Genomic DNA, 20218 nt, shown 5'->3' on the forward strand with positions numbered 1-20218 from the left:
ATATTTGTTATGGACATCATTTTGAAAAATGTAAAGAAAAAAGATTTTCCGGTTTTAAAGTCATTAGCTAAATCGCTTGGTTTTGAAATTGTTGAAGAGAAACCATACAATCCGGAAATAAAGCAATTATGAAAAAATTACTGCTTTAATCCAAGATATTCAATTACATCCTTATGAAGGCATCGGAAACCTGAAGAATTAAAACATCAATTATCCGGACGCTGGTCAAGAAGAATTAATAAAGAACACCGTATCATTTATAGAGTTACTGAAGAAAACAAAATAGAAATTTTAGATATCCTTTCGCTGAAAGGGCATTATGAATAAATAAAAAGCAAAGATGTTAAGCATAAAAAATCTACAAGCCTCGATAGGCGATAAAGAAATTCTTAAGGGAATCAATCTTGAAGTAAAAGCAGGTGAAGTTCACGCTATAATGGGCCCTAATGGTGCCGGAAAAAGTACCCTTTCTGCCATTATTGCCGGAAACGAAAACTATGAAGTAACCGAAGGAGAGATCTTATTAGACAACGAAGATATTTCTGAATTAGCTCCTGAAGAAAGAGCACACAAAGGAGTATTCCTTTCTTTTCAATATCCGGTTGAAATTCCGGGTGTATCGGTAACAAACTTCATGAAAACAGCAATCAACGAAACTCGTAAAGCAAACGGTCAGGAAGAAATGCCAGCTAACGAAATGTTGAAAGTAATTCGTGAAAAATCAGAATTATTAGAAATTGACCGTAAATTTTTATCGCGTTCTCTTAACGAAGGTTTCTCAGGAGGAGAGAAAAAACGTAATGAGATTTTCCAAATGGCAATGTTAGAGCCTAAATTAGCTATTTTGGACGAAACGGATTCCGGATTAGATATTGATGCTTTACGAATTGTTGCTAATGGAGTAAACAAATTAAAAAGCGATAAAAACGCTATCATCGTAATTACACACTACCAAAGATTATTAGAATATATCGTTCCTGATTTTGTTCACGTTTTATACAATGGAAGAATTGTAAAATCCGGTGACGCTAGCCTGGCTTTAGAATTAGAAGAAAAAGGGTACGACTGGATTAAACAAGAACAAGAAGCTTAATATAGTCTAAAGTCGAAGGTCAAAAGTCTAAAGAAAATAGTAAATGGGTAATTTAATTCTTTCGAAGAAATTAATTCTTGGCAAAAAGCAAGACTATTCAACAAAAGAATATACCTAATTACAGAAAATATAAATTTTAAAAAGGATTTTGATTTCGCCAGACAAATTAGACGGGCATCTATTTCAATAACATCAAATATTGCAGAAGGTTTTGAAAGAAATACAGATAAAGAATTTGTTTATTTTTTACACGTTGCAAAAGCATCTGCAGGAGAAGTTAGATCTCAATTATATTTGGCATTTGATTTAGATTATATAACAAAAGAAGAATTCGAAGAACTTTTAGAATCAGTAACAGAAATATCAAAATTGTTAAGTGGTTTTATTAAATACTTATCAAAAGTCTAAGGTTTGAAAATTTAAGGATAAAGGGTTCGCGCCTTTAACTTTATGACTTTCGACTTTCGACTTTAAGACTTAAATAAAATGGAATTAAAAGAAAAATTAATCTCATCGTTCATGGCTTTTGAAGAGCGTGTAGATGTTCAAACAGAGCTTCACGACGTTAGAACTTCGGCTTTAAAGAACTTTGAAGAAAAAGGTTTCCCAACAAAAAAAGAAGAAGCTTGGAAATATACTTCGTTAAATGCCATTCTTAAGAATGATTTTACCGTTTTTCCTAAAAAAGAAGACGCAATCGAATTTAACCAGGTAAAAAAATACTTCCTTCACGAAATTGACACTTACAAAGTTGTATTTGTAGATGGAATTTTCAGTTCGAATCTTTCGTCAACGACTCATGATGGAATTGATGTTTGCTTAATGTCTGCGGCATTAACCAAGCCTAAATACAAAATGGTAATTGATGCTTATTTCAACAAAATTGCCAGCAAAGACGAAAGTTTAACAACTTTAAATACTGCTTTTGCCAGCGAAGGAGCTTATATTAATATCCCAAAAAGTAAAGTAGCCGACAAACCTATTGAAATCATGTATTTCTCAACTGGTAACGAAGCTGCTTTAATGGTGCAACCAAGAAACTTAGTAATTGTAGGTGAAAATTCACATGTACAAATTATTGAGCGTCACCAAAGTTTAAGCGATAATCCGGTATTGACGAATGCCGTTACTGAGATTTTTGCTCAAAAACGTGCGATTGTAGATTATTACAAAATCCAAAATGACAATCACGAAGCCAATTTGATTGACAACACTTATGTTTCTCAACAAAAAGAAAGTCATGTTTCGGTTCATACGTTCTCATTTGGTGGAAATTTAACTCGTAACAACCTGAACTTTTACCATTTTGGTGAAAGATTGACAAGTACCTTGAACGGTATCACGATTATTGGTGAAAAACAACACGTAGATCACTATACTTTAGTAAATCACGCGCAGCCAAATTGTGAGAGTTTCCAGGATTACAAAGGAATTTTCTCTGATCGTTCTACGGGAGTTTTCAACGGAAAAGTTTTCGTGGAAAAAGAAGCTCAAAAAACCAATGCGTTCCAACAAAGCAACAACATTGTGTTGAGCGATAAAGCCAGCATCAACGCCAAACCACAATTGGAAATTTTTGCCGATGACGTAAAATGTTCACACGGTTGTACCGTAGGACAATTGGACGAAACGGCTTTATTCTACATGCAACAACGCGGAATTCCTAAAAAAGAAGCCAAAGCTTTGTTGATGTATGCCTTTTCAAATGCCGTTATCGAAAACATCAAAATACCAGAATTGAAACAAAGAATCACAAAAATCATTGCTAACAAATTAGGAGTGAAATTAGGATTTGACTTATAGTTTTCAAAACTATTTACTACAAAGGGCACAAAGTTTATTCCGGTAACATTGTGCCCTTTGTGATTTTAAAACCAACAATATAATTTTCTGTTAAAACTAAATTCTACAAAAGCACTTCGGTTAAATAAAGCACAAAAAACAATTTTAGTTTTAGTACTTTTGTAAAATAGAATTTTTCTAAATAGTTATGCTAGACATTCAAAAGATAAGAGCTGATTTTCCTATTTTAAATCAAAAAGTAAACGGAAAACCATTAGTATATTTCGACAACGGGGCAACATCACAAAAACCACAAGTGGTAATTGATGCCATTTCAAAATATTATCAGGAAATTAATGCCAACATTCACCGTGGCGTGCACACTTTGAGCCAACTGGCAACAGATGCTTACGAAGTAGCTCGTGGCAAAGTACAACATCATATTAATGCCAAACATGCTCACGAAGTGCTTTTTACTTCAGGAACTACTTTTGGGATTAATTTGGTTGCCAATGGTTTTGCGGCCATTTTAAAACCGGGTGAAGAAGTGATTGTTTCCCATTTGGAACATCATAGTAATATTGTGCCTTGGCAGATGCTTTGCGAGAAAACCGGAGCTACGCTAAAAGTCATTCCAATGGATGAAACCGGAGAGTTAATCATGTCAGAATATGATAAATTACTTTCTGGAAAAACTAAAATCGTAGCAGTAAATCATATCTCGAATGCTTTGGGAATCATCAATCCGGTGAAATACATGATTGATAAAGCGCACGAAGCAGGAGCAGCCATCTTGATTGACGGAGCTCAATCGGTTCCACATTTAAAACCAGATGTTCAGGCATTGGATTGCGATTTTTATGCATTTTCAGGTCATAAAATGTGCGGCCCGACAGGAACCGGAGTTTTGTACGGAAAAGAAGAATGGTTACATAAATTACCTCCTTATCAGGGCGGTGGCGAAATGATTAAAGAAGTTTCTTTTGAAAAAACCACTTATGCCGATTTGCCTCATAAATTTGAAGCCGGAACACCGCACATTGCCGGTGGAATTGTGCTGGGAGCAGCAATCGATTATCTGAATTCAGTAGGTTTTGAAAACATTCAAAAACAGGAATTAGAATTATTAGCTTATGCTACCGAACGTTTATCGGAAATTGAAGGTTTGCGTATTTATGGAAATTCTAAGAATAAAACTTCGGTAATTTCGTTTAATATAGAAGGAATTCATCCTTATGACATTGGTACCATTATTGATAAATTGGGTATTGCTGTAAGAACCGGACATCATTGTGCGCAACCGATTATGAATTTCTTTGGTATTCCGGGAACTATCAGGGCTTCTTTCTCTTTTTATAATACGAAAGAAGAAATTGACGCTTTAGTGGAAGCGGTTAAAAAGGCTAAAATGATGCTGTCTTAAAAATGAAAGTACTGACTTTATTCATATTGACTTTGTTTTTGGGTAAAAGTTGCGAAAGTGAAGCCCAAAAGAAAATGGAAACGGCGCAACTGATTTACACTGCCAATTCCAGAGGTTTTTTTCAGGAAATAGTAATTGAAAATCATAAGCTAAGTATAAAAAAAGACCGAAAAGGAAAAGTCATTCAATCAAAAATTTCCGATGCCGACTGGAAAGAATTGGTACAGCTTTTTCAGGAAGTGAATTTAGACGAAATAAAAAACTTAAAATCACCTACCGAAAAACGTTTTTATGACGGCGCTGCCATAGCCCAACTAAAAATAAATTATGAAGGAAAGAGCTATGAATCACAAAGTTTTGACCATGGTTTTCCTCCCAAAGCAATAAAAAAAATAGTGACTAAAATCAATGCATTTGCAAAAAAAGACAATGACAATTAAAGATATACAAGACGAAATAGTGGACGAATTTTCGATGTTTGACGATTGGATGCAACGTTATGAATACATCATCGAATTAGGAAAAAATCTTCCGCTTATTAAAGAAGAATATAAAGTTGACGAAAATTTGATAAAAGGATGTCAATCTAAAGTTTGGCTTCAAGGCGAAAAAGACAACGATAAAATAGTTTTTACAGCCGATAGTGACGCCATTTTAACCAAAGGAATTATTGCTATTTTAATTCGGGTTTTTTCAAACCAAACTCCAAAAGACATCATTGATGCCGAAATGGATTTTATTGATGAAATTGGATTAAAAGAGCATTTATCACCAACCAGAGCCAATGGTTTGGTTTCGATGATTAAGAATATTAAAATGTATGCTTTGGCATTCGATGCTAAGAAATAATTTCAATTTTAAATAGCAACAAAACTTATATGACTTATATGGTTCATATAATTTTAAACAAAAAAATAAAACAAAATGGAACAAGAAATAGACACTAACGAATTAGGAGAATCTATCGTAATGAAACTAAAAACCATTTACGATCCTGAAATTCCTGTAGATATTTACGAATTAGGTTTGATTTATGATGTAATGATAAATACGGATTATGAAGTAAGAATCTTAATGACATTGACTTCGCCAAACTGTCCGGTAGCGGAGAGTTTACCAAGAGAAGTTGAAGAAAAAATTAAATCTATTCCAAATGTAAAAGGAGCCGAAGTAGAAATTACTTTCGATCCGCCTTGGAGCAAAGATTTAATGAGTGAAGAAGCCAAATTAGAATTGGGAATGCTTTAATTAGTATTCAGTGGGCAGCACATTAGCAGTCTAAAATACCTGCCTGCATTGATTACTAAACACTGATTACTGAACACTGAAAAAATGGAAGAAATAGTAAACAAAGTAGCCAACAGTGTTTTGGAAGTTTTCGATTTAGAAGATTACTATCCAAAAGGCATTCGCGCACAAATTGATATTTCGCAATGGCTTCTGGAAGGTTTATTGTTAAAAGAAAAAGATTTTCGCGAACAGCTAAAAAATCACGATTGGGCACAATATCAGGATCAATATGTATCTGTTTTTTGTAATACCGATGCGATAATTCCGGCTTGGGCATCTATTTTAGTAGCAGTTCATTTAGCCCCTTTTGCCAAAAAAATCATTAATGGGAAAAATGAAGATATGGATGCGGCACTCTATGAAGAATTGCTTCCAAAAATTGATTACAGCGTTTACATAAACAAGCCTGTAATTATCAAAGGTTGCTCTAAAAAACCTGTTCCAATGCGGGCTTATATTCTGGCGGCTCATTATTTACAGCCTTTTGCCCGAAGTATTATGTATGGTGAAGCCTGTTCGGCAGTGCCATTATACAAAGCGCCTAAAAGCAATTAACCACATATTTATTAAATCAAATGCTACTTTTTAAGTAGCATTTTTTTTATATTTACTATTCATCAATCATTTGAAAGTTATGAAAAAACTATTTCTACTCATCGTATTAACGTTTGCTGTCCTTTCTATAAACGCTCAGGAAATGCCAAAAGACACCACAAAAATCTGGACAACTAAAGGTAATGCCTCTTTATTATTAAGTCAGTCGGCATACAACAAAGAATGGCTGGGTGGCGGAACTTCTAACGTGGCGGGAAATTTTAATTTAAACTATGATTTCAATTATAAAAAAGGCAATGTTGTTTGGGATAACAAATTCATCCTGGCTTACGGACTGAGCAAAATAAAAGGTAATGAAAGGATGGCTAAAACTGATGACCGTATTGAACTGAATTCACTTTGGGGGAAAAAATCTACAATTAAAAACTGGTATTATTCCATGTATTTTAATTTTAAATCACAAATGGATACCGGTTTAGATAAAGATGGTTTAAAAATATCTCATTTTTTCTCGCCGGCATATTTTCAGTTTGGTCCCGGTTTTTTATGGAAAAAAGACAATAATCTAAGTATCAATATTGCTCCGGCTGCGGGTAAATTGATTTTGGTGCACAAACATTTCACCGATTTAGGCACTTCTTTCGGAGTTTTGCAAGGAGATAATAGCCGTTTTGAATTTGGAGCCAGTATTTCGGCTTACTATAAAGTTAGCCCTATAACTAATGTATCCATTGAAAATATTCTGAATTTGTATTCTAACTATTTAGAAGATCCTCAAAATGTAGATATCAATTACCAAATGAATATGGTGATGAAAATTAACAAATACCTTTCGGCTAATATTAACATGCAAGCCATTTATGATGACAATGCGATCAAAGCTTTTCAGATTAAAGAAATTTTTGGATTAGGAATCAATTATGGTTTTTAGTTTTTTTCCAAAATAAAAATCCCTTTTCAGAATCAGCTCTGAAAAGGGATTTTTTTATGTTTATTTCGAAAAAACTATTCTTTTTCTTCTTTCTCAATCGCATCCTTATAATCCGGATACAGGAATTTATTGTATGGAAAACGGGTAATATGAATTTGACGAACGGCTTCGTACACTCTTTCTCTGAATTCTTCGAAATTTTGCTTTTGTGCCGCCGAAATAAACAAAGCATTTTGCTCTCCCACCCGGTTCATCCAGGTCGATTTCCATTCGTCAAGCGTGTAATGTTTGGTTGTTTTTTCAGTCATTAAATCATCTTCATCAATAGTTAAATGACGATACGCATCGATTTTGTTAAACACCATCAAAGTAGGTTTGTCACTGGCTTTGATGTCCACCAAAATCTGATTTACCGAAGCAATATGATCTTCAAAATCCGGATGTGAAATATCAACGACATGTAATAATAAATCTGCTTCGCGAACTTCATCCAGTGTACTTTTAAACGATTCTACCAATTGTGTAGGTAATTTTCGAATGAATCCAACCGTATCCGACAACAGAAATGGTAAATTCTTGATTACCACTTTTCGAACGGTAGTATCCAAAGTGGCAAACAATTTATTTTCGACAAAAACATCACTTTTTCCAATGGTATTCATCAGCGTAGATTTTCCCACATTGGTATAACCTACCAAAGCCACACGCACCATTGCACCGCGGTTACTGCGCTGCACGCCCATTTGCTTGTCGATGGTTTTGATTTTGTCTTTCAACAACGAAATTCGGTCGCGTACAATACGACGGTCGGTTTCAATCTCAGTTTCCCCCGGACCACGCATCCCGATTCCCCCTTTTTGACGCTCTAAGTGTGTCCATAAACCGGAAAGTCGCGGTAGTAAATATTGACATTGTGCCAGTTCTACCTGAGTACGTGCGTAGGAAGTCTCGGCTCTTTGCGCAAAAATATCCAGAATCAAATTAGTTCTGTCGAGGATTTTACAATCGATAATTTTGGAAATATTCTTTTGTTGGGAAGGCGTTAATTCGTCATCAAAAATAATGGTCGAGATTCCGTTTTCCTTTACATAATAATTAATCTCATCTATTTTTCCGGTTCCTAAAAAGGTTTTAGGATTAGGTTTGTCCATTTTTTGCGAAAAACGCTTCACTACCTGTCCGCCGGCAGTAAAGGTTAAAAACTCCAATTCGTCCAAATATTCATTGAGTTTTTCTTCACTCTGGTTTTGGGTCACAATACCTACAATGACCGATTTCTCAAAATTGATTACTTCTTTTTCTAACATGTCTTTAAATAAGGCTACAAATTTAATGATTTGCCGGATAGTATTGGAAATTATGTTTTTATAAAAAATAGTCTTTCATTTGCCTGTTGATTTTGTCCTTTTAAATACAAATGAATATCTTTATTTTTTATTCAAAAGCTATGAATCTCAAGAAATTTGTTCGTTATCAGGCGCTTTGTTTGCTCTTTTTACTAAAAACAAGTCTTTATGGACAAATTCAGAAAGATACGATCACGCTTTCGGATTTACCAATCCAAACTTCTCCCATTCAAACGACGATTCAAAATACAGCATCGGTTGTTGCGATAGTAAGTCAAAACGATCTTACCAAAAATAACGGCGTGATTTTGACTCCAATTTTGAACACTATTCCCGGTTTGTATATGCAACAAGGCGCATTAAACACAAACCGAATCACTATTCGTGGAATTGGCGCGAGAACTCCTTACGGAACCAACAAAGTGAAAGCTTATTTTGATGATATTCCGCTAACAACCGGAGAAGGCGAAACAACGTTGGAGGATTTAGATTTGGAATCCATTAGAAGTATTGAAATTATCAAAGGGCCTAATTCCAGCAGTTTTGGTTCCGGATTGGGCGGCGTAATTCATTTATTACCTAAAAAAACTACCACAGCAGCTTTTGGAAAATCAAACACAACTTATGGTAGTTTTGGTTTGATTAAACAAAATCTTTCCGGAGGATTTTCTTTTTCAAAATCAAATCTTTTTACCGGTTTTACTCATTTACAAAATGACGGTTTTAGAGAAAACAGCGCTTACGACCGAAAATCATTCAATTTGCACGGAAAACAAGCAATTAGTCCGAAAGGAGAATTATCTTATTTGGGAATTTTTACCCGTGTCAAAGCCTATATCCCGAGTTCGATAAATGAAAACGATTTTCTGTATCAGCCTCAAAAAGCAGCTGCAAGTTGGGCGGCTGCCAGAGGAAATGAATCTTACGATAAATTGATTTGGGGAATTGGATACCAGCACCAATTTTCAGCAAAATGGTCGGCGAAGACCAGTTTTTTCTCCAATTTAAAGAAAGGAAATGAAGACCGTCCTTTTGATATTTTAATGGATAAATCGAATGCTTTAGGTTTTAGAACCAAAATCAATTACAAAAATTATTTTCTAAAAAAACCTTTGGAAATAAGTAGCGGTGTCGAATTTTTGAATGAAAAATACGAATACAGTCTTTGCCAAAATCTTTATCAAACACAACCGGGACAGGGCAGTATAAAAGGTGATTCGTTTAGCAATATCAATCAAAACCGACACTACATCAATTATTTTTTGGAACTGCAATTTCAACTAACGAACGCACTCCTTTTAGAAAGTGGTTTGGCGATGAATTCTACCCGATATACAATGGAAACTGAATTATCGGACAGCAATATAGAAAGTGACAAGCCTTCATCGTTCGGAAAAATTTGGTCTCCCAAACTAGGACTTTCTTACAAAATCAGCCAGGGAAAAAACATTTACTTGTCAGTCAGTAAAGGATTTTCGGTGCCGGCTGTTGCCGAAACTTTAACTCCTGGAGGCACTATTAACGCTGCTTTAAAACCGGAAAGCGGTTGGAATTACGAAGTAGGTTTTAAAGGCAATTGGTTCAACAATAGTTTATATACGGAATTGGCATTATTTTATATTGACATAACCAATTTATTAGTTGCCAAGCGTACGGCCGATGACCAATATGTAGGAGTTAATGCCGGGGAAACCAGTCATCAGGGAATAGAATTTCAAGTGAATTACCGCTTTTTAAAATCGGACAAATGGCAATTGAACCCTTATTTTTCTGGGACAATCAATCATTTTGTTTTTGAAAAATTTGTGGATGGAGATCATGATTATTCCGGAAACAAACTCACCAATGTTCCGGATATACAATGGAATTTGGGACTTGAATTCAGCACCGTTCAGGGATTTCGACTCAACACTTCTTTTAGAAATACCGGACAAATCCCTATGAATGATGCTAATTCAAAATACAGCCATTCGTATCAGCTGTTGGATATAAAAACAAGTTATGCTTTTAACTTGCTAAAAAGTTTAAAAACAGAATTCTACGCCGGAATCAACAATACATTAAACGGTCGTTATGCCGCCAGCATTTTGCCTAATGCTGTAGGTTTTGGAAATGCTCCGGCAAGATTCTATTATCCTGGGGATCCCAGAAATTATTATGCTGGAATGAGTGTTTCTTACCTGTTTTTGTAAAAAACTAGTTTACCTTAAGCAATTTTACTTCAAAAACAAGTACCGAACCTCCCGGAATACTTCCATAATCATTTCCGCCATATCCTAATTTAGCCGGAATGACTAATATTGCACTTCCGCCTTCTTTCAGATATGAAATTCCTTCAGTCCAGCCTTTTACTACTTGGTTCAACCCAAAAGAAATTCCTTTTTCGTCACTTTGATCAAATACTTTTCCATCCATAAAATAACCTTTGTAAGCCACGGTTACATTTGAAGTTGGTGTGGCCTGAGCTCCGGTTCCCGGATCTTGGATTACATAATACAATCCGGATTCGCTTTTAGTTCCTTTTAATCCTTTTTCGGCAACGTATTTTTCAATTTCTTTTTCGTTTTTAGCGATATAAGGAATTTCGCTTCCTGCTTCACTCGATTTACTTTCTTTTTTACAAGAAATAAAAAGGGTCATAATTAATACTGCCGATAGTAGCTTTTTCATAATCTATTTTTTTAAATGTAGCCAAATATAATAAAATTCAATAATGCCAGCTAAAAATTAGCTTTAACACCTTTAAAACTTAAAAAAATCCGGCAAGAAATCCTGTTAAGCACAGCAACTTACCTGTATGGATTTCAGGACACTACAAGACAGCACAGGATACAAAACAATAAACAACCACTTAAATTTACTCCTAACTAATAACCATTAACCAAATAATTTATGAACAGAAAAACTACTTTTTTTTATTATCAGCTATGCCTTAAAATCAGTCTGATGATCTGTTTTTTATTCAGTTGCTTCTCTGCAAATGCTCAGGAATGGAGTATTCTGGGTAATGAATCACAGATAGCATCCGCAACTTCTGCTTATACCAGCATTGCAGTTATAAAAAACGGAACAACTTTTACGCCTTATGTAGCACTTACAGAAAGTGGAGTGCCCAAAGTAAAAAAACGTTTATCAGACGGTACTTGGATTCAGGTGGGTATTGATCTTGGAACAAGTGCCACTTACACACAAATTTTTGCAGATCTCGTAGGTAACTTGTATGTTGCTTATATTGATGGTTCTGCCAGTTCTAAGTTAGCAATAAAAAAATATGATTATGTGGCAGGAACTTGGGATCCTTTGAATCCTTCCGACAGCAATTCGCTTTATGTTTCAACTGGAAATGTCAATCAGGTAAGTACTAAATTTTCAGGGCAAAGATTCTCTATTGCATTTGATTCTTTCAATACAATTTATGTTGCTTTTGCTGATGCAGGTTTAATACCTTATGTCAAAAAATTCAACATCGACACAACTAGCTGGGAAACAGTAGGAACAGGTCCGGCTACTACTGGTTTAGCAGCATTACCTAGTTTAACTATTGATTCGAATGACAAACCTTGGTTAACATACACAAGTTTAACTACAACAGGAGACACTTCAGGAACTTTAGCACTTTTTAGTTTTAATGGTACAACATGGGCTGAAAGTATAAACCCTACTCCAATTGGTGGACTTCGTCAAATATGTCTTGCCAATAATGGAAATAACAACCTTTGTATGGCAATGTTTGATACAGGTAACACTAATAGAACAACTGTTGTCCAATTTGATAAAACAACTTCTAGCTGGAGCGGTAAAACAACACTATCATCAAGAGATGGACAATACATTAGTCTGATTAATGATCCAAGTAATAATGTGTTTTGCTCTTATGTTGACAAATATAGTGGTTCTTCGTATGTACAAGTTGCCCGAGTACATAAATTAGAAGCTGGCAGTATATCTTGGACAGAATTAACCGATAAAAATGCCGCTCGTGGAATAGATGAACCAACAGGAAATGTGGCAACCTTTATAGGCAGCTCACCATATCCTTATATAGTATATACAAAATCAAATTCTAACAGCGTTACTACACCTATTGCCAGATTGTATGTTCCACCACCACCTCCGGCAGTACTTACAACCAATAATCCAACAAACATATCAACAACTTCTGTTGTTACAGGAGGAGATATTACTTCTGATGGTGGAGTAGCTGTAACTGAAAGAGGCGTTGTGTATAGCAATAACAATTCCAACCCTACCATTAATGATGGAAAAGTGGCTGATATTAACGCAGGTTTAGGTGAATATTCCTTGACACTATCAGGATTAACTCCGGGAACTTTTTATTATATCAGAGCCTATGCCATTAATGGTGGAGCAGCATCTTATGGAAATACAGTAAGAGTTAGCACTCTACAAATACCGGATGCGGTAGTAACAACTCCTAAACAAATGGAGTTTTTAAACAGAGGCCTTGTAGCTATTCAGAAAACAAGTAGTTCTGTATTTTTAAGCTGGCGATTATTAGGAGATGATCCAGCAGGAATAGCCTTTAATGTGTATCGTAATGGGGTAAAAATAAACGCTACACCTATAACAACATCTACCAATTATACTGACAATTCAGGAACTACCAGCAATACTTATACCGTTAAAGAAATTATTAATGGAGTAGAAGGCGCAGAAACAACTCCTGTTACACCTTGGTCTAGTAAACATCTCTCTATTCCACTTCAAATGCCTCCTGGAGGAACACTGCCAGACGGACAAACCTATTCCTATATAGCCAATGACGCCTCAGTGGGTGATGTTGATGGTGATGGAATATATGAGATTATATTGGAATGGGAAGCTACTGTTGAAAATCATAATTCCGGAGGTTATAGTGGTAAACAAATTTTTGACTGTCTCCGTTTAGATGGAACTAGACTCTGGCGTATTGATTTAGGTATCAACATGAATGCCGGACCTCACTTTAATCAGTTCATGGTTTATGACTTTGATGGAGATGGTAAAGCTGAAATTATCCTAAAAACGGCCGACGGTACTGTTGATGGTCAGGGAAATGTTATTGGAAACCCTAATGTAGATTATCGTAATTCTAGCGGCTGGGTACAAGACGGTCCTGAATTCTTAACTGTTTTTAATGGGCTTACAGGTGCTGCAATGCAAACGGTAACATATCAACCTGCCAGAGGAAGCATCTCTGATTGGGGAGATAGCTATGGAAACCGTGCGGATCGCTTCGTGTCGGCAGTAGCTTATCTGGATGGTGCCAGACCAAGTTTAATTGTAGGTCGTGGTTACTATAACAAATTAGTGCGTGCTGCTTATGACTGGCGAAACGGACAACTAACTCTTCGTTGGATATTTGACAGTAAAGACCCAAATCATCCGGAATATGATGCTTATTCAGGTCAGGGTAATCACCAAATGACAATAGGTGATGTAGATGGAGATGGCAAAGATGAAATTATCAATGGTTCGAGTGTCATCAACGATGACGGAAAACCGCTTTGGACTTATAGAATGGGACATGGTGATGCCTTACACATGACCGATATGGATATAGACAAACCTGGACAGGAAATATGGATTAATCTGGAATCTCCGGGCTCCTACGATGGATTGGGACTAAGACAATACGATGCCAAAACGGGACAAACTAACTGGGGAATTGCCACTACCGGCGACGTAGGTCGTTCTATGGCTGCCGATATGGATCCAAACTACAGAGGTTACGAAATGTGGGGGTCTTCCGGAGACAGTGTATATGATGTTAAAGGAAATCCTATCAGTACTTACAAACCAACCTACAACTTTGGTATTTGGTGGGATGGTGATTTAGGTCGTGAATTATTAAACGGAAATGTTATTGACAAATGGGATTACGTAAACAAAAAACCAACTCGTTTATACACTATTTACTCAGACTATGCAGTAACCTCTAATAACGACACTAAGAAAAACCCTAATTTACAAGCGGATATTTTAGGAGATTGGAGAGAAGAAGTTATTCTTCGTAAATCTGATAGTTCTGAATTGGTTATTTTTACAACCGATTCAGAAACAAGTTATCGCATACCTACTTTAATGCATGATCCGCAATACCGTACGGCAATTGCCTGGCAAAATTCAGGCTACAACCAGCCTCCTTATCCAAGTTATTACATTGGATATGATATGGACATAAATAATATTCCAACCGCTAAGATTACCATTGCAGGTCATTCCACAGTAGGTGTTTCATCCATTACTAGAAAAACACCGGCTGCTGCTACAACAAATGCAACTTCTGTTACTTATAATGTTGCATTTTCTGCTAATGTAAGCGGGGTGGATACCAGCGATTTTAGTGTAACTACTACAGAAACTGCTGTTGGAACAATCGGTTCTGTAACTGCTGCATCAGCTTCTTCTTATGATGTAACTGTCAATAACATTAGCGGTGACGGAACTTTACGTTTAAACTTGAACGCCAGTGGTACCGGAATTACTGATGATTCGAGTAATACAATTAGTAGCGGATTTACTTCAGGTGAAACATATACAATAGACAACACTGTTCCAACATTAAGCACAGTAACTCTGGCATCTGACAATACAACAACTACTTTAGCTAAAACAGCAAATACAGTTACTTTAAGTTTTACAGCTTCTGAAAGTATTGCTAATATTGGAGTAACTATTGCGGGACATATAGTAACGGCAACAGATCTTGGCAGCAATAACTTTAGTGCAACTTATGTAATGACAAATTCTGATATCGAAGGAATAATTCCTTTTTCTATTGATTTCAAAGATTATGTTGGAAATGCAGGAACTACTGTTAGCACCACTACAGATATGAAAACAGTAACTTTCGACAGCACTGCTCCTGCCGTTTCAGCTGTAACATTTACCTCAAATAACGCTAACAATGCAATTGCAAAACCAGGAAGCATAGTTACACTTAATTTTATATCCTCAGAAGCTATTAGCAGTCCTATGGTAACTATCGCTGGACATACAGTAACGGCTTCTAATACCTCAGAAAACAACTACAGTGCAACGTACACGATGACAACTTCTGATACGGAGGGTACAATTCCTTTTACAATTGATGTTGCTGACTTGGCTGGAAATGCAGCTGCTCAGGTAACAACTGCAACTAGTACAATTAGTTTTACCAAAAATGTTACTAGTCTTAGTACGGTTACAATTGCATCAAACAATGCCACTCCTACCTTGGCAAAAACAGGGGATATCGTTAGCTTGAATTTTACCGCTTCAGCTACAATATCCAATGTGGTAGTGACAATTGCCGGACATAATGTAACTGCAACAAATGTGAGTGGAAACAGCTATAGTGCTACTTTCACGATGACAAGTACCGATAGCGAGGGAGTAATTCCTTTTTCAATTGCATTCAAAGATGCAGCCGGAAATACAGGAGCCACAGTAAGTACAACAACAGATGCTAAAACAGTAACTTTTGACCGCACTGTTCCAACATTACCAACAGTTGCATTTACTTCTAATAATGCCAATACCAAAATGGCCAAAGAAGGAGATGTTGTTACGCTAAATTTCTCTTCATCTGAAGCTATTAATACTCCAACAGTTACTATTGCAGGACATACTGTAAGCGCTACCAATATTTCTGGTAACAATTACAAAGCTACCTATACTATGATGGCTGCCGATGCCGAAGGAGTTATTCCTTTTACAATCAATTTTGCAGATTTAGCAGGAAATGCAGGAGTTCAGGTAACTACTGCTAGCAGCACAGTGACTTTCAAACATACTACTCCAAAACTAAAAGTATATGTTGAAACGCCTACTTGTCCTGACAAGGCTAATGGTAAAATTAGTATTGGCTCTGATTTGAACAATTATACATACAACCTGAATATTACTGGAAACGGCGTAAATATCGCCTTAACAAATCAAACTATAACGACTACTACAAATTGGGAGAGATCCGATTTTGCTGCAGGGACCTACTTAGTGACAATTATCATTCCTTCCATTAATTTCCAAGAATCCTATAGTGTTGTTGTCAAAGAAATTTCGGCAATAACTGCTAAAAGAGAAGAAGCTAACAAAACGGTGGGTTATACCGTTTCAGGAAGTAATGAATACATTGTGACTGTTAACGGACTTGTACAAACCTACTTAACCGGAACAACGGAAACGTCTAAAATTGAAATTAATGCTAACTTGCTTCAGGCAACAAATACTGTGACTATAGCAACTAATAGTGACTGTCAGGAAAAGGTAGAAGATAATTTTAATCTCAGTCCGTCAGTAAGCATTCATCCTAATCCAACGGCTGATGTTGTTTATATACAAGGTGTTCGTAAAGGATTGATTCAGCTATATACAAACAATGGTGCTTTATTGCTTGAGGCCAATGCTGAAAATACTAACAGTATTGATTTAAGTGGTTATGCAACTGGGATGTATTTGATAAAAATTACTCAGGGAAGCGAAGTAGAAACTTTTAAAGTTATTTTGAAATGAGAACGATAGAAAAAATAAAAACAATATTCCTGTTAATCGGATTAGGACTTATGACATCCTGCGGTGGAGGTGGCGGAAGTGATACACCTGAAGTAAATTTACCTGAAACACCTTCATTATCCTTACCCGTTAACGGAGAAAGCTGTAGCAGTTATACAGCCGTAACTAATAATTCAGCTAAAGCCGAAATAAGCTTTAGCTGGGCTTCGGCCGCCTATGCCACATCTTATGCTTTAGTAATTAAGCAAGCCGGAGTAGAAGTTGCCAATCAAACGGTTTCGACAAATGTTTTAAAAGTAATTTTAGACAAAGGGAAAACTTATTCCTGGACCGTTACTGCTAAAAATAAAGATGGTGAAAAAACCAGTGCTACTTATTCTTTTACCACACCCGGAAACCCAGTCGGGAATTATGTACCTTATGCTGCAATAATCAATTTTAGTGTAAACAGCACAACCAGCATGGCTAGTTTATCGTGGATAGGTAAAGACGAAGATTCGAATGCCAGCACTTTAAAATATGATATCGAAATCAAAAAAGACAATGTTGTCATTCAATCTTTGACGAATCAAACGGTTACTTCAGTAGCCGATTTTGTAGCAGTGTTAAATTCAAGCTATCAAATAAAAATTAACACAATTGATGCGCAAGGGTCTTATTCGACTTCTATTGTAAGCTATACTTACCAATAAGCCCCAGCAAAGCCAATTCAGATTAAAATTGAATCAGAAAAGGCATTTCAAAAAATAGTTTATTTTTGTTTGGGCTCTATTATTAAACCTAATAAAGGCGGCTCGTTATTTAAAATTTCGGGCCGCTTTTTTTAATCCAAACCAATGAAAAAAACCATCGTCATTCTATTTTTTCTACTTTCCTTTTTTCTACCCGTAATTTCAAATTCCGGGCAGTTATTGGCACATATTGACAAAATGATTTTTCTTCAGGGAAAAGTAGGAGAAAAAACCTTAACCTTAAAAATCAAATGCTATAACGAATCTCCTGTACGTTATCTGGACTATTTTTTTGATGATAAAAAAACAGACCAGTATATGGAGGGCAATTTCATTGGTAATACCTGGCAATTTATCTCTTTGGAAACAGAAAAAACAGAAAAAAATCTGGTTATCAGGGAAGAAAAAGACGGAAACTGGAAAGGTTATTGGCGGGAAGGTTCTGATAAGAAAATAAATGTAATCCTCTACCCAATTAACGTAAATCCCGAAGCTAACTATTTTTATTATTCAAAATCCAAAGAATTGGATCCTTATGACAGCTACAAAGTTTTTATTTTTCAACTGGATAAAATCAAAACCGAAAAAGCAGCTAAAAATTTTCAATTAGAATGGTTAACCGAAAAGGAATCCGGAATCTCTTTTTTCAGAGTACAAAATGAAAACAAAAAAGTAAACTGCGATTCCATTAACAAAAACCTTGAACAAATTCAGTTGGCCATCCTTCAGGATTATTTTCGTTTCAACCCAAACAGAAGCAATCTGAATATTCAGGCTGAACTGCTTTATCTCAATGAAGGCATTATTAGTTTTAAAATAATAACTTCTATGTCTTTTAAAAACCAGCCAGAAGTTAAAACACAACAGTTTTTTACCTTAGATATGCAAACAGGACAATCAGTAGATTTGGAAAGTTTGATTTGGTTCGATCCCCAAAATCCAAAACCAGCTGCAAATGAAATTACACAAACTTATGAATACCGTAAAGCCATCTTTGCTCCAAAATTATTCTCTATTTTAAGCGAACTTTATCCGCAACAAATGCAAAGCACTGATTGCAAACTCAACGAAGTTACCAGCTGGGCCATACCTAATTTTGCCCTTACCAAAAAAGGATTTTTATTTTGCTTATCCTATTCTAAAGATTGTAATCTAATGGATTGGGCAATTATCCCTTATGAAAAATTAACACCTTATCTGGAAAAAAAATACAAGCTCAACTAATCTCCATAAATTTGTACATCATCCAATTGAAAAGCACCGTCTAAGGTCAAATTTTTTCCGGAACCGATGTATTTGAAAGCAATATTAATTTTTCCGGAATAGCCAGATAAATCAATTGTTCCTGAACCGATAAATTCGTGCCAGGGTGTTGTTTGAGTTGGGATTCGTGCCGAAATTGGAATCCAGGTCGCTGTTTTAATATTTGCACCGTCAAAATTGGTCGAAACATATACTTTAAGGGTGTTTAAAGGCGAATCTACATCGAGATGATGCTGCGCGGTTCTGAAAGAAAGCCTTTCATTAGTATGCGTATCCATATCAATTTTTGGCGAAATCAACCAAACAATATTCGATGCTACTTTTGTTCCTGTAATCGCAAATTCAGCGTAACCATTAGTGGAAGTGATTCCGCCTTTCCACACGATAGCTCCGGCTTCTATAATATTACTCCAACCCGGCAAACTCAAATTAGTTCCATCCGAAACGGATTGAAAATCTTCGACAAAAAAAGGAATGTTTCGGGTTTCAGAGAGTTGAACATCACTTTCTTTTCGGGCAATTAACTGATAATCGGAAGCATATTTGGTTAAAACGCCCCGTACTTTTCCACTTCCTTCCGGAACAATATTTTTTGAAAAATCAGCATAAGTGCTCGTTCTGAAAATCAGTTGATTTCCTTTTTTGTCAACCAAATTCCAATTGGTCGCTCCGCCTACATCATTCGTTTCTTCATAATAATGGCGACCAATAGCGGCTTCCGTAAACTGCACATCACTCAATTCAATAAGTGTATTCAAATGAGAATCATTGATTTCGCCCAAATCAATAGCACGAACTAATTGTTCTTCTTTTACATTGGTACAGGAAGCGTTTAATACTTTTTTATAATCATTTTGCGAAAGCCTTCCAACACCGCCCTGATTGTAAGTATTGACGTATAAACTGCCAATTCGCAAGCTTCCGTAATACAAATCCGTGTATTGATTTTTCAATTTGATATAAACTTTATTCCCAATCCGATAATCAACATAAAGATTCGTTGCATCTACCGGCACACTACAACCAACCGCCGGAGTGGTTTCTGTCGCTAAAGTTTGTAACGAAATTGTTTTGAAAAAATTCCCGTTTTCATCACTCGAAACCACATAAGCTTCAATGACATCGTCATACGGATATTGAGCCACAATTTCTGCCGCGGTTTGCTGAATATTTTCTACCATTTTGTTGACCGGAAAGTCGGGTTGGTTACAACTTAATTTTGGAATTTCTGTCGCATCATTGGTACAGCCTCCCAAAACCAATAATAATAAAAACAATGGAAAAGTATAATTTTTCATAACAGTTGGA

The 20218-nt window shown here is 35.9% G+C and carries 18 protein-coding genes; 15 read left to right on the forward strand and 3 right to left on the reverse strand.

Translation table 11 applies throughout. The annotated features are described in order from the left end of the window. The first annotated feature begins 9 nt into the window (after window positions 1-9). From H599_RS21315 to H599_RS0104370, 11 genes are all read left to right on the forward strand, one after another. Entirely contained in the window at window positions 10-132 is a 123-nt protein-coding gene (locus tag H599_RS21315; RefSeq protein WP_262493880.1) for a hypothetical protein, read from the forward strand. Window positions 133-234: 102 nt separating this feature from the next. Beyond that, complete coding sequence (locus H599_RS21160) at window positions 235-327, forward strand: hypothetical protein (RefSeq protein WP_245600490.1); 93 nt, start codon at window positions 235-237, stop codon at window positions 325-327. A 13-nt stretch (window positions 328-340) separates the two neighbouring features. Beyond that, window positions 341-1093 (forward strand): Fe-S cluster assembly ATPase SufC, encoded by a 753-nt coding sequence (sufC, locus tag H599_RS0104335; protein WP_026713005.1) that lies wholly within the window; start codon window positions 341-343, stop codon window positions 1091-1093. A gap of 69 nt (window positions 1094-1162) precedes the next feature. After that, complete coding sequence (locus tag H599_RS20510) at window positions 1163-1501, forward strand: four helix bundle protein (protein WP_081810504.1); 339 nt, start codon at window positions 1163-1165, stop codon at window positions 1499-1501. 78 nt (window positions 1502-1579) lie between these two features. Then, window positions 1580-2896 carry a Fe-S cluster assembly protein SufD gene (sufD, locus tag H599_RS0104340; RefSeq protein WP_026713006.1) on the forward strand — a complete coding sequence of 439 codons (1317 nt, stop codon included), beginning with the start codon at window positions 1580-1582 and terminating at the stop codon, window positions 2894-2896. 187 nt (window positions 2897-3083) lie between these two features. After that, window positions 3084-4298 carry an aminotransferase class V-fold PLP-dependent enzyme gene (locus H599_RS0104345; protein ID WP_026713007.1) on the forward strand — a complete coding sequence of 405 codons (1215 nt, stop codon included), beginning with the start codon at window positions 3084-3086 and terminating at the stop codon, window positions 4296-4298. Window positions 4299-4300: 2 nt separating this feature from the next. After that, window positions 4301-4738: a hypothetical protein gene (locus tag H599_RS0104350; protein ID WP_026713008.1), complete on the forward strand. Its 438-nt coding sequence runs from the start codon at window positions 4301-4303 to the stop codon at window positions 4736-4738. After that, complete coding sequence (locus H599_RS0104355; protein ID WP_026713009.1) at window positions 4728-5147, forward strand: SufE family protein; 420 nt, start codon at window positions 4728-4730, stop codon at window positions 5145-5147. The genes H599_RS0104350 and H599_RS0104355 overlap by 11 nt, the downstream gene beginning before the upstream one ends. A gap of 75 nt (window positions 5148-5222) precedes the next feature. Then, window positions 5223-5546, forward strand: coding sequence for a DUF59 domain-containing protein (locus tag H599_RS0104360; protein ID WP_026713010.1), 324 nt, complete (start codon window positions 5223-5225; stop codon window positions 5544-5546). Between the two features lie 84 nt (window positions 5547-5630). After that, window positions 5631-6143 carry a DUF2480 family protein gene (locus H599_RS0104365; RefSeq protein ID WP_026713011.1) on the forward strand — a complete coding sequence of 171 codons (513 nt, stop codon included), beginning with the start codon at window positions 5631-5633 and terminating at the stop codon, window positions 6141-6143. A gap of 79 nt (window positions 6144-6222) precedes the next feature. Then, window positions 6223-7074: a DUF3078 domain-containing protein gene (locus tag H599_RS0104370; protein WP_026713012.1), complete on the forward strand. Its 852-nt coding sequence runs from the start codon at window positions 6223-6225 to the stop codon at window positions 7072-7074. A gap of 74 nt (window positions 7075-7148) precedes the next feature. On the opposite strand, the gene hflX is transcribed toward H599_RS0104370, so the two are convergent. Further along, window positions 7149-8381 (reverse strand): GTPase HflX, encoded by a 1233-nt coding sequence (hflX, locus tag H599_RS0104375; RefSeq protein WP_026713013.1) that lies wholly within the window; start codon window positions 8379-8381, stop codon window positions 7149-7151. Between the two features lie 140 nt (window positions 8382-8521). Here hflX and H599_RS0104380 point away from each other — a divergent pair, with 140 nt between their 5' ends. Then, window positions 8522-10612, forward strand: coding sequence for a TonB-dependent receptor family protein (locus H599_RS0104380; protein ID WP_026713014.1), 2091 nt, complete (start codon window positions 8522-8524; stop codon window positions 10610-10612). Window positions 10613-10616: 4 nt separating this feature from the next. Here H599_RS0104380 and H599_RS0104385 read toward each other — a convergent pair whose 3' ends face one another. After that, window positions 10617-11090: an FKBP-type peptidyl-prolyl cis-trans isomerase gene (locus H599_RS0104385; protein ID WP_026713015.1), complete on the reverse strand. Its 474-nt coding sequence runs from the start codon at window positions 11088-11090 to the stop codon at window positions 10617-10619. A gap of 276 nt (window positions 11091-11366) precedes the next feature. Between H599_RS0104385 and H599_RS20725 the strand changes: the two genes are divergently transcribed. The 3 genes from H599_RS20725 (at window position 11367) to H599_RS0104405 (ending at window position 18871) form a co-directional block, all read left to right on the forward strand. After that, a complete protein-coding gene (locus tag H599_RS20725) occupies window positions 11367-16916 on the forward strand; it encodes a rhamnogalacturonan lyase family protein (protein ID WP_162174246.1) in 5550 nt (1849 codons plus the stop codon). Continuing rightward, window positions 16913-17608, forward strand: a complete 696-nt coding sequence (locus H599_RS0104400) for a hypothetical protein (RefSeq protein ID WP_026713016.1) — start codon at window positions 16913-16915, stop codon at window positions 17606-17608. The genes H599_RS20725 and H599_RS0104400 overlap by 4 nt, the downstream gene beginning before the upstream one ends. A 144-nt stretch (window positions 17609-17752) precedes the next feature. Further along, entirely contained in the window at window positions 17753-18871 is a 1119-nt protein-coding gene (locus tag H599_RS0104405; protein ID WP_035141151.1) for an SMI1/KNR4 family protein, read from the forward strand. Here H599_RS0104405 and H599_RS0104410 read toward each other — a convergent pair. Continuing rightward, entirely contained in the window at window positions 18868-20208 is a 1341-nt protein-coding gene (locus H599_RS0104410) for a DUF5689 domain-containing protein (protein WP_026713018.1), read from the reverse strand. The genes H599_RS0104405 and H599_RS0104410 overlap by 4 nt on opposite strands. Window positions 20209-20218: the final 10 nt, after the last annotated feature.

The sequence above is a fragment of the Flavobacterium daejeonense DSM 17708 genome, from assembly GCF_000425425.1.
Taxonomy (GTDB): Bacteria; Bacteroidota; Bacteroidia; order Flavobacteriales; family Flavobacteriaceae; genus Flavobacterium; species Flavobacterium daejeonense.

What these genes read in the sequence shown, in the direction of transcription:
- H599_RS21315 (WP_262493880.1), top strand. Translation starts at nt 10, where the DNA reads ATGGACATCATTTTGAAAAATGTAAAGAAAAAAGATTTTCCGGTTTTA.
- sufC (WP_026713005.1), top strand. Translation starts at nt 341, where the DNA reads ATGTTAAGCATAAAAAATCTACAAGCCTCGATAGGCGATAAAGAAATT.
- sufD (WP_026713006.1), top strand. Translation starts at nt 1,580, where the DNA reads ATGGAATTAAAAGAAAAATTAATCTCATCGTTCATGGCTTTTGAAGAG.
- H599_RS0104345 (WP_026713007.1), top strand. Translation starts at nt 3,084, where the DNA reads ATGCTAGACATTCAAAAGATAAGAGCTGATTTTCCTATTTTAAATCAA.
- H599_RS0104350 (WP_026713008.1), top strand. Translation starts at nt 4,301, where the DNA reads ATGAAAGTACTGACTTTATTCATATTGACTTTGTTTTTGGGTAAAAGT.
- H599_RS0104355 (WP_026713009.1), top strand. Translation starts at nt 4,728, where the DNA reads ATGACAATTAAAGATATACAAGACGAAATAGTGGACGAATTTTCGATG.
- H599_RS0104360 (WP_026713010.1), top strand. Translation starts at nt 5,223, where the DNA reads ATGGAACAAGAAATAGACACTAACGAATTAGGAGAATCTATCGTAATG.
- H599_RS0104365 (WP_026713011.1), top strand. Translation starts at nt 5,631, where the DNA reads ATGGAAGAAATAGTAAACAAAGTAGCCAACAGTGTTTTGGAAGTTTTC.
- H599_RS0104370 (WP_026713012.1), top strand. Translation starts at nt 6,223, where the DNA reads ATGAAAAAACTATTTCTACTCATCGTATTAACGTTTGCTGTCCTTTCT.
- hflX (WP_026713013.1), bottom strand. Translation starts at nt 8,381, where the DNA reads ATGTTAGAAAAAGAAGTAATCAATTTTGAGAAATCGGTCATTGTAGGT.
- H599_RS0104380 (WP_026713014.1), top strand. Translation starts at nt 8,522, where the DNA reads ATGAATCTCAAGAAATTTGTTCGTTATCAGGCGCTTTGTTTGCTCTTT.
- H599_RS0104385 (WP_026713015.1), bottom strand. Translation starts at nt 11,090, where the DNA reads ATGAAAAAGCTACTATCGGCAGTATTAATTATGACCCTTTTTATTTCT.
- H599_RS20725 (WP_162174246.1), top strand. Translation starts at nt 11,367, where the DNA reads ATGATCTGTTTTTTATTCAGTTGCTTCTCTGCAAATGCTCAGGAATGG.
- H599_RS0104400 (WP_026713016.1), top strand. Translation starts at nt 16,913, where the DNA reads ATGAGAACGATAGAAAAAATAAAAACAATATTCCTGTTAATCGGATTA.
- H599_RS0104405 (WP_035141151.1), top strand. Translation starts at nt 17,753, where the DNA reads ATGAAAAAAACCATCGTCATTCTATTTTTTCTACTTTCCTTTTTTCTA.
- H599_RS0104410 (WP_026713018.1), bottom strand. Translation starts at nt 20,208, where the DNA reads ATGAAAAATTATACTTTTCCATTGTTTTTATTATTATTGGTTTTGGGA.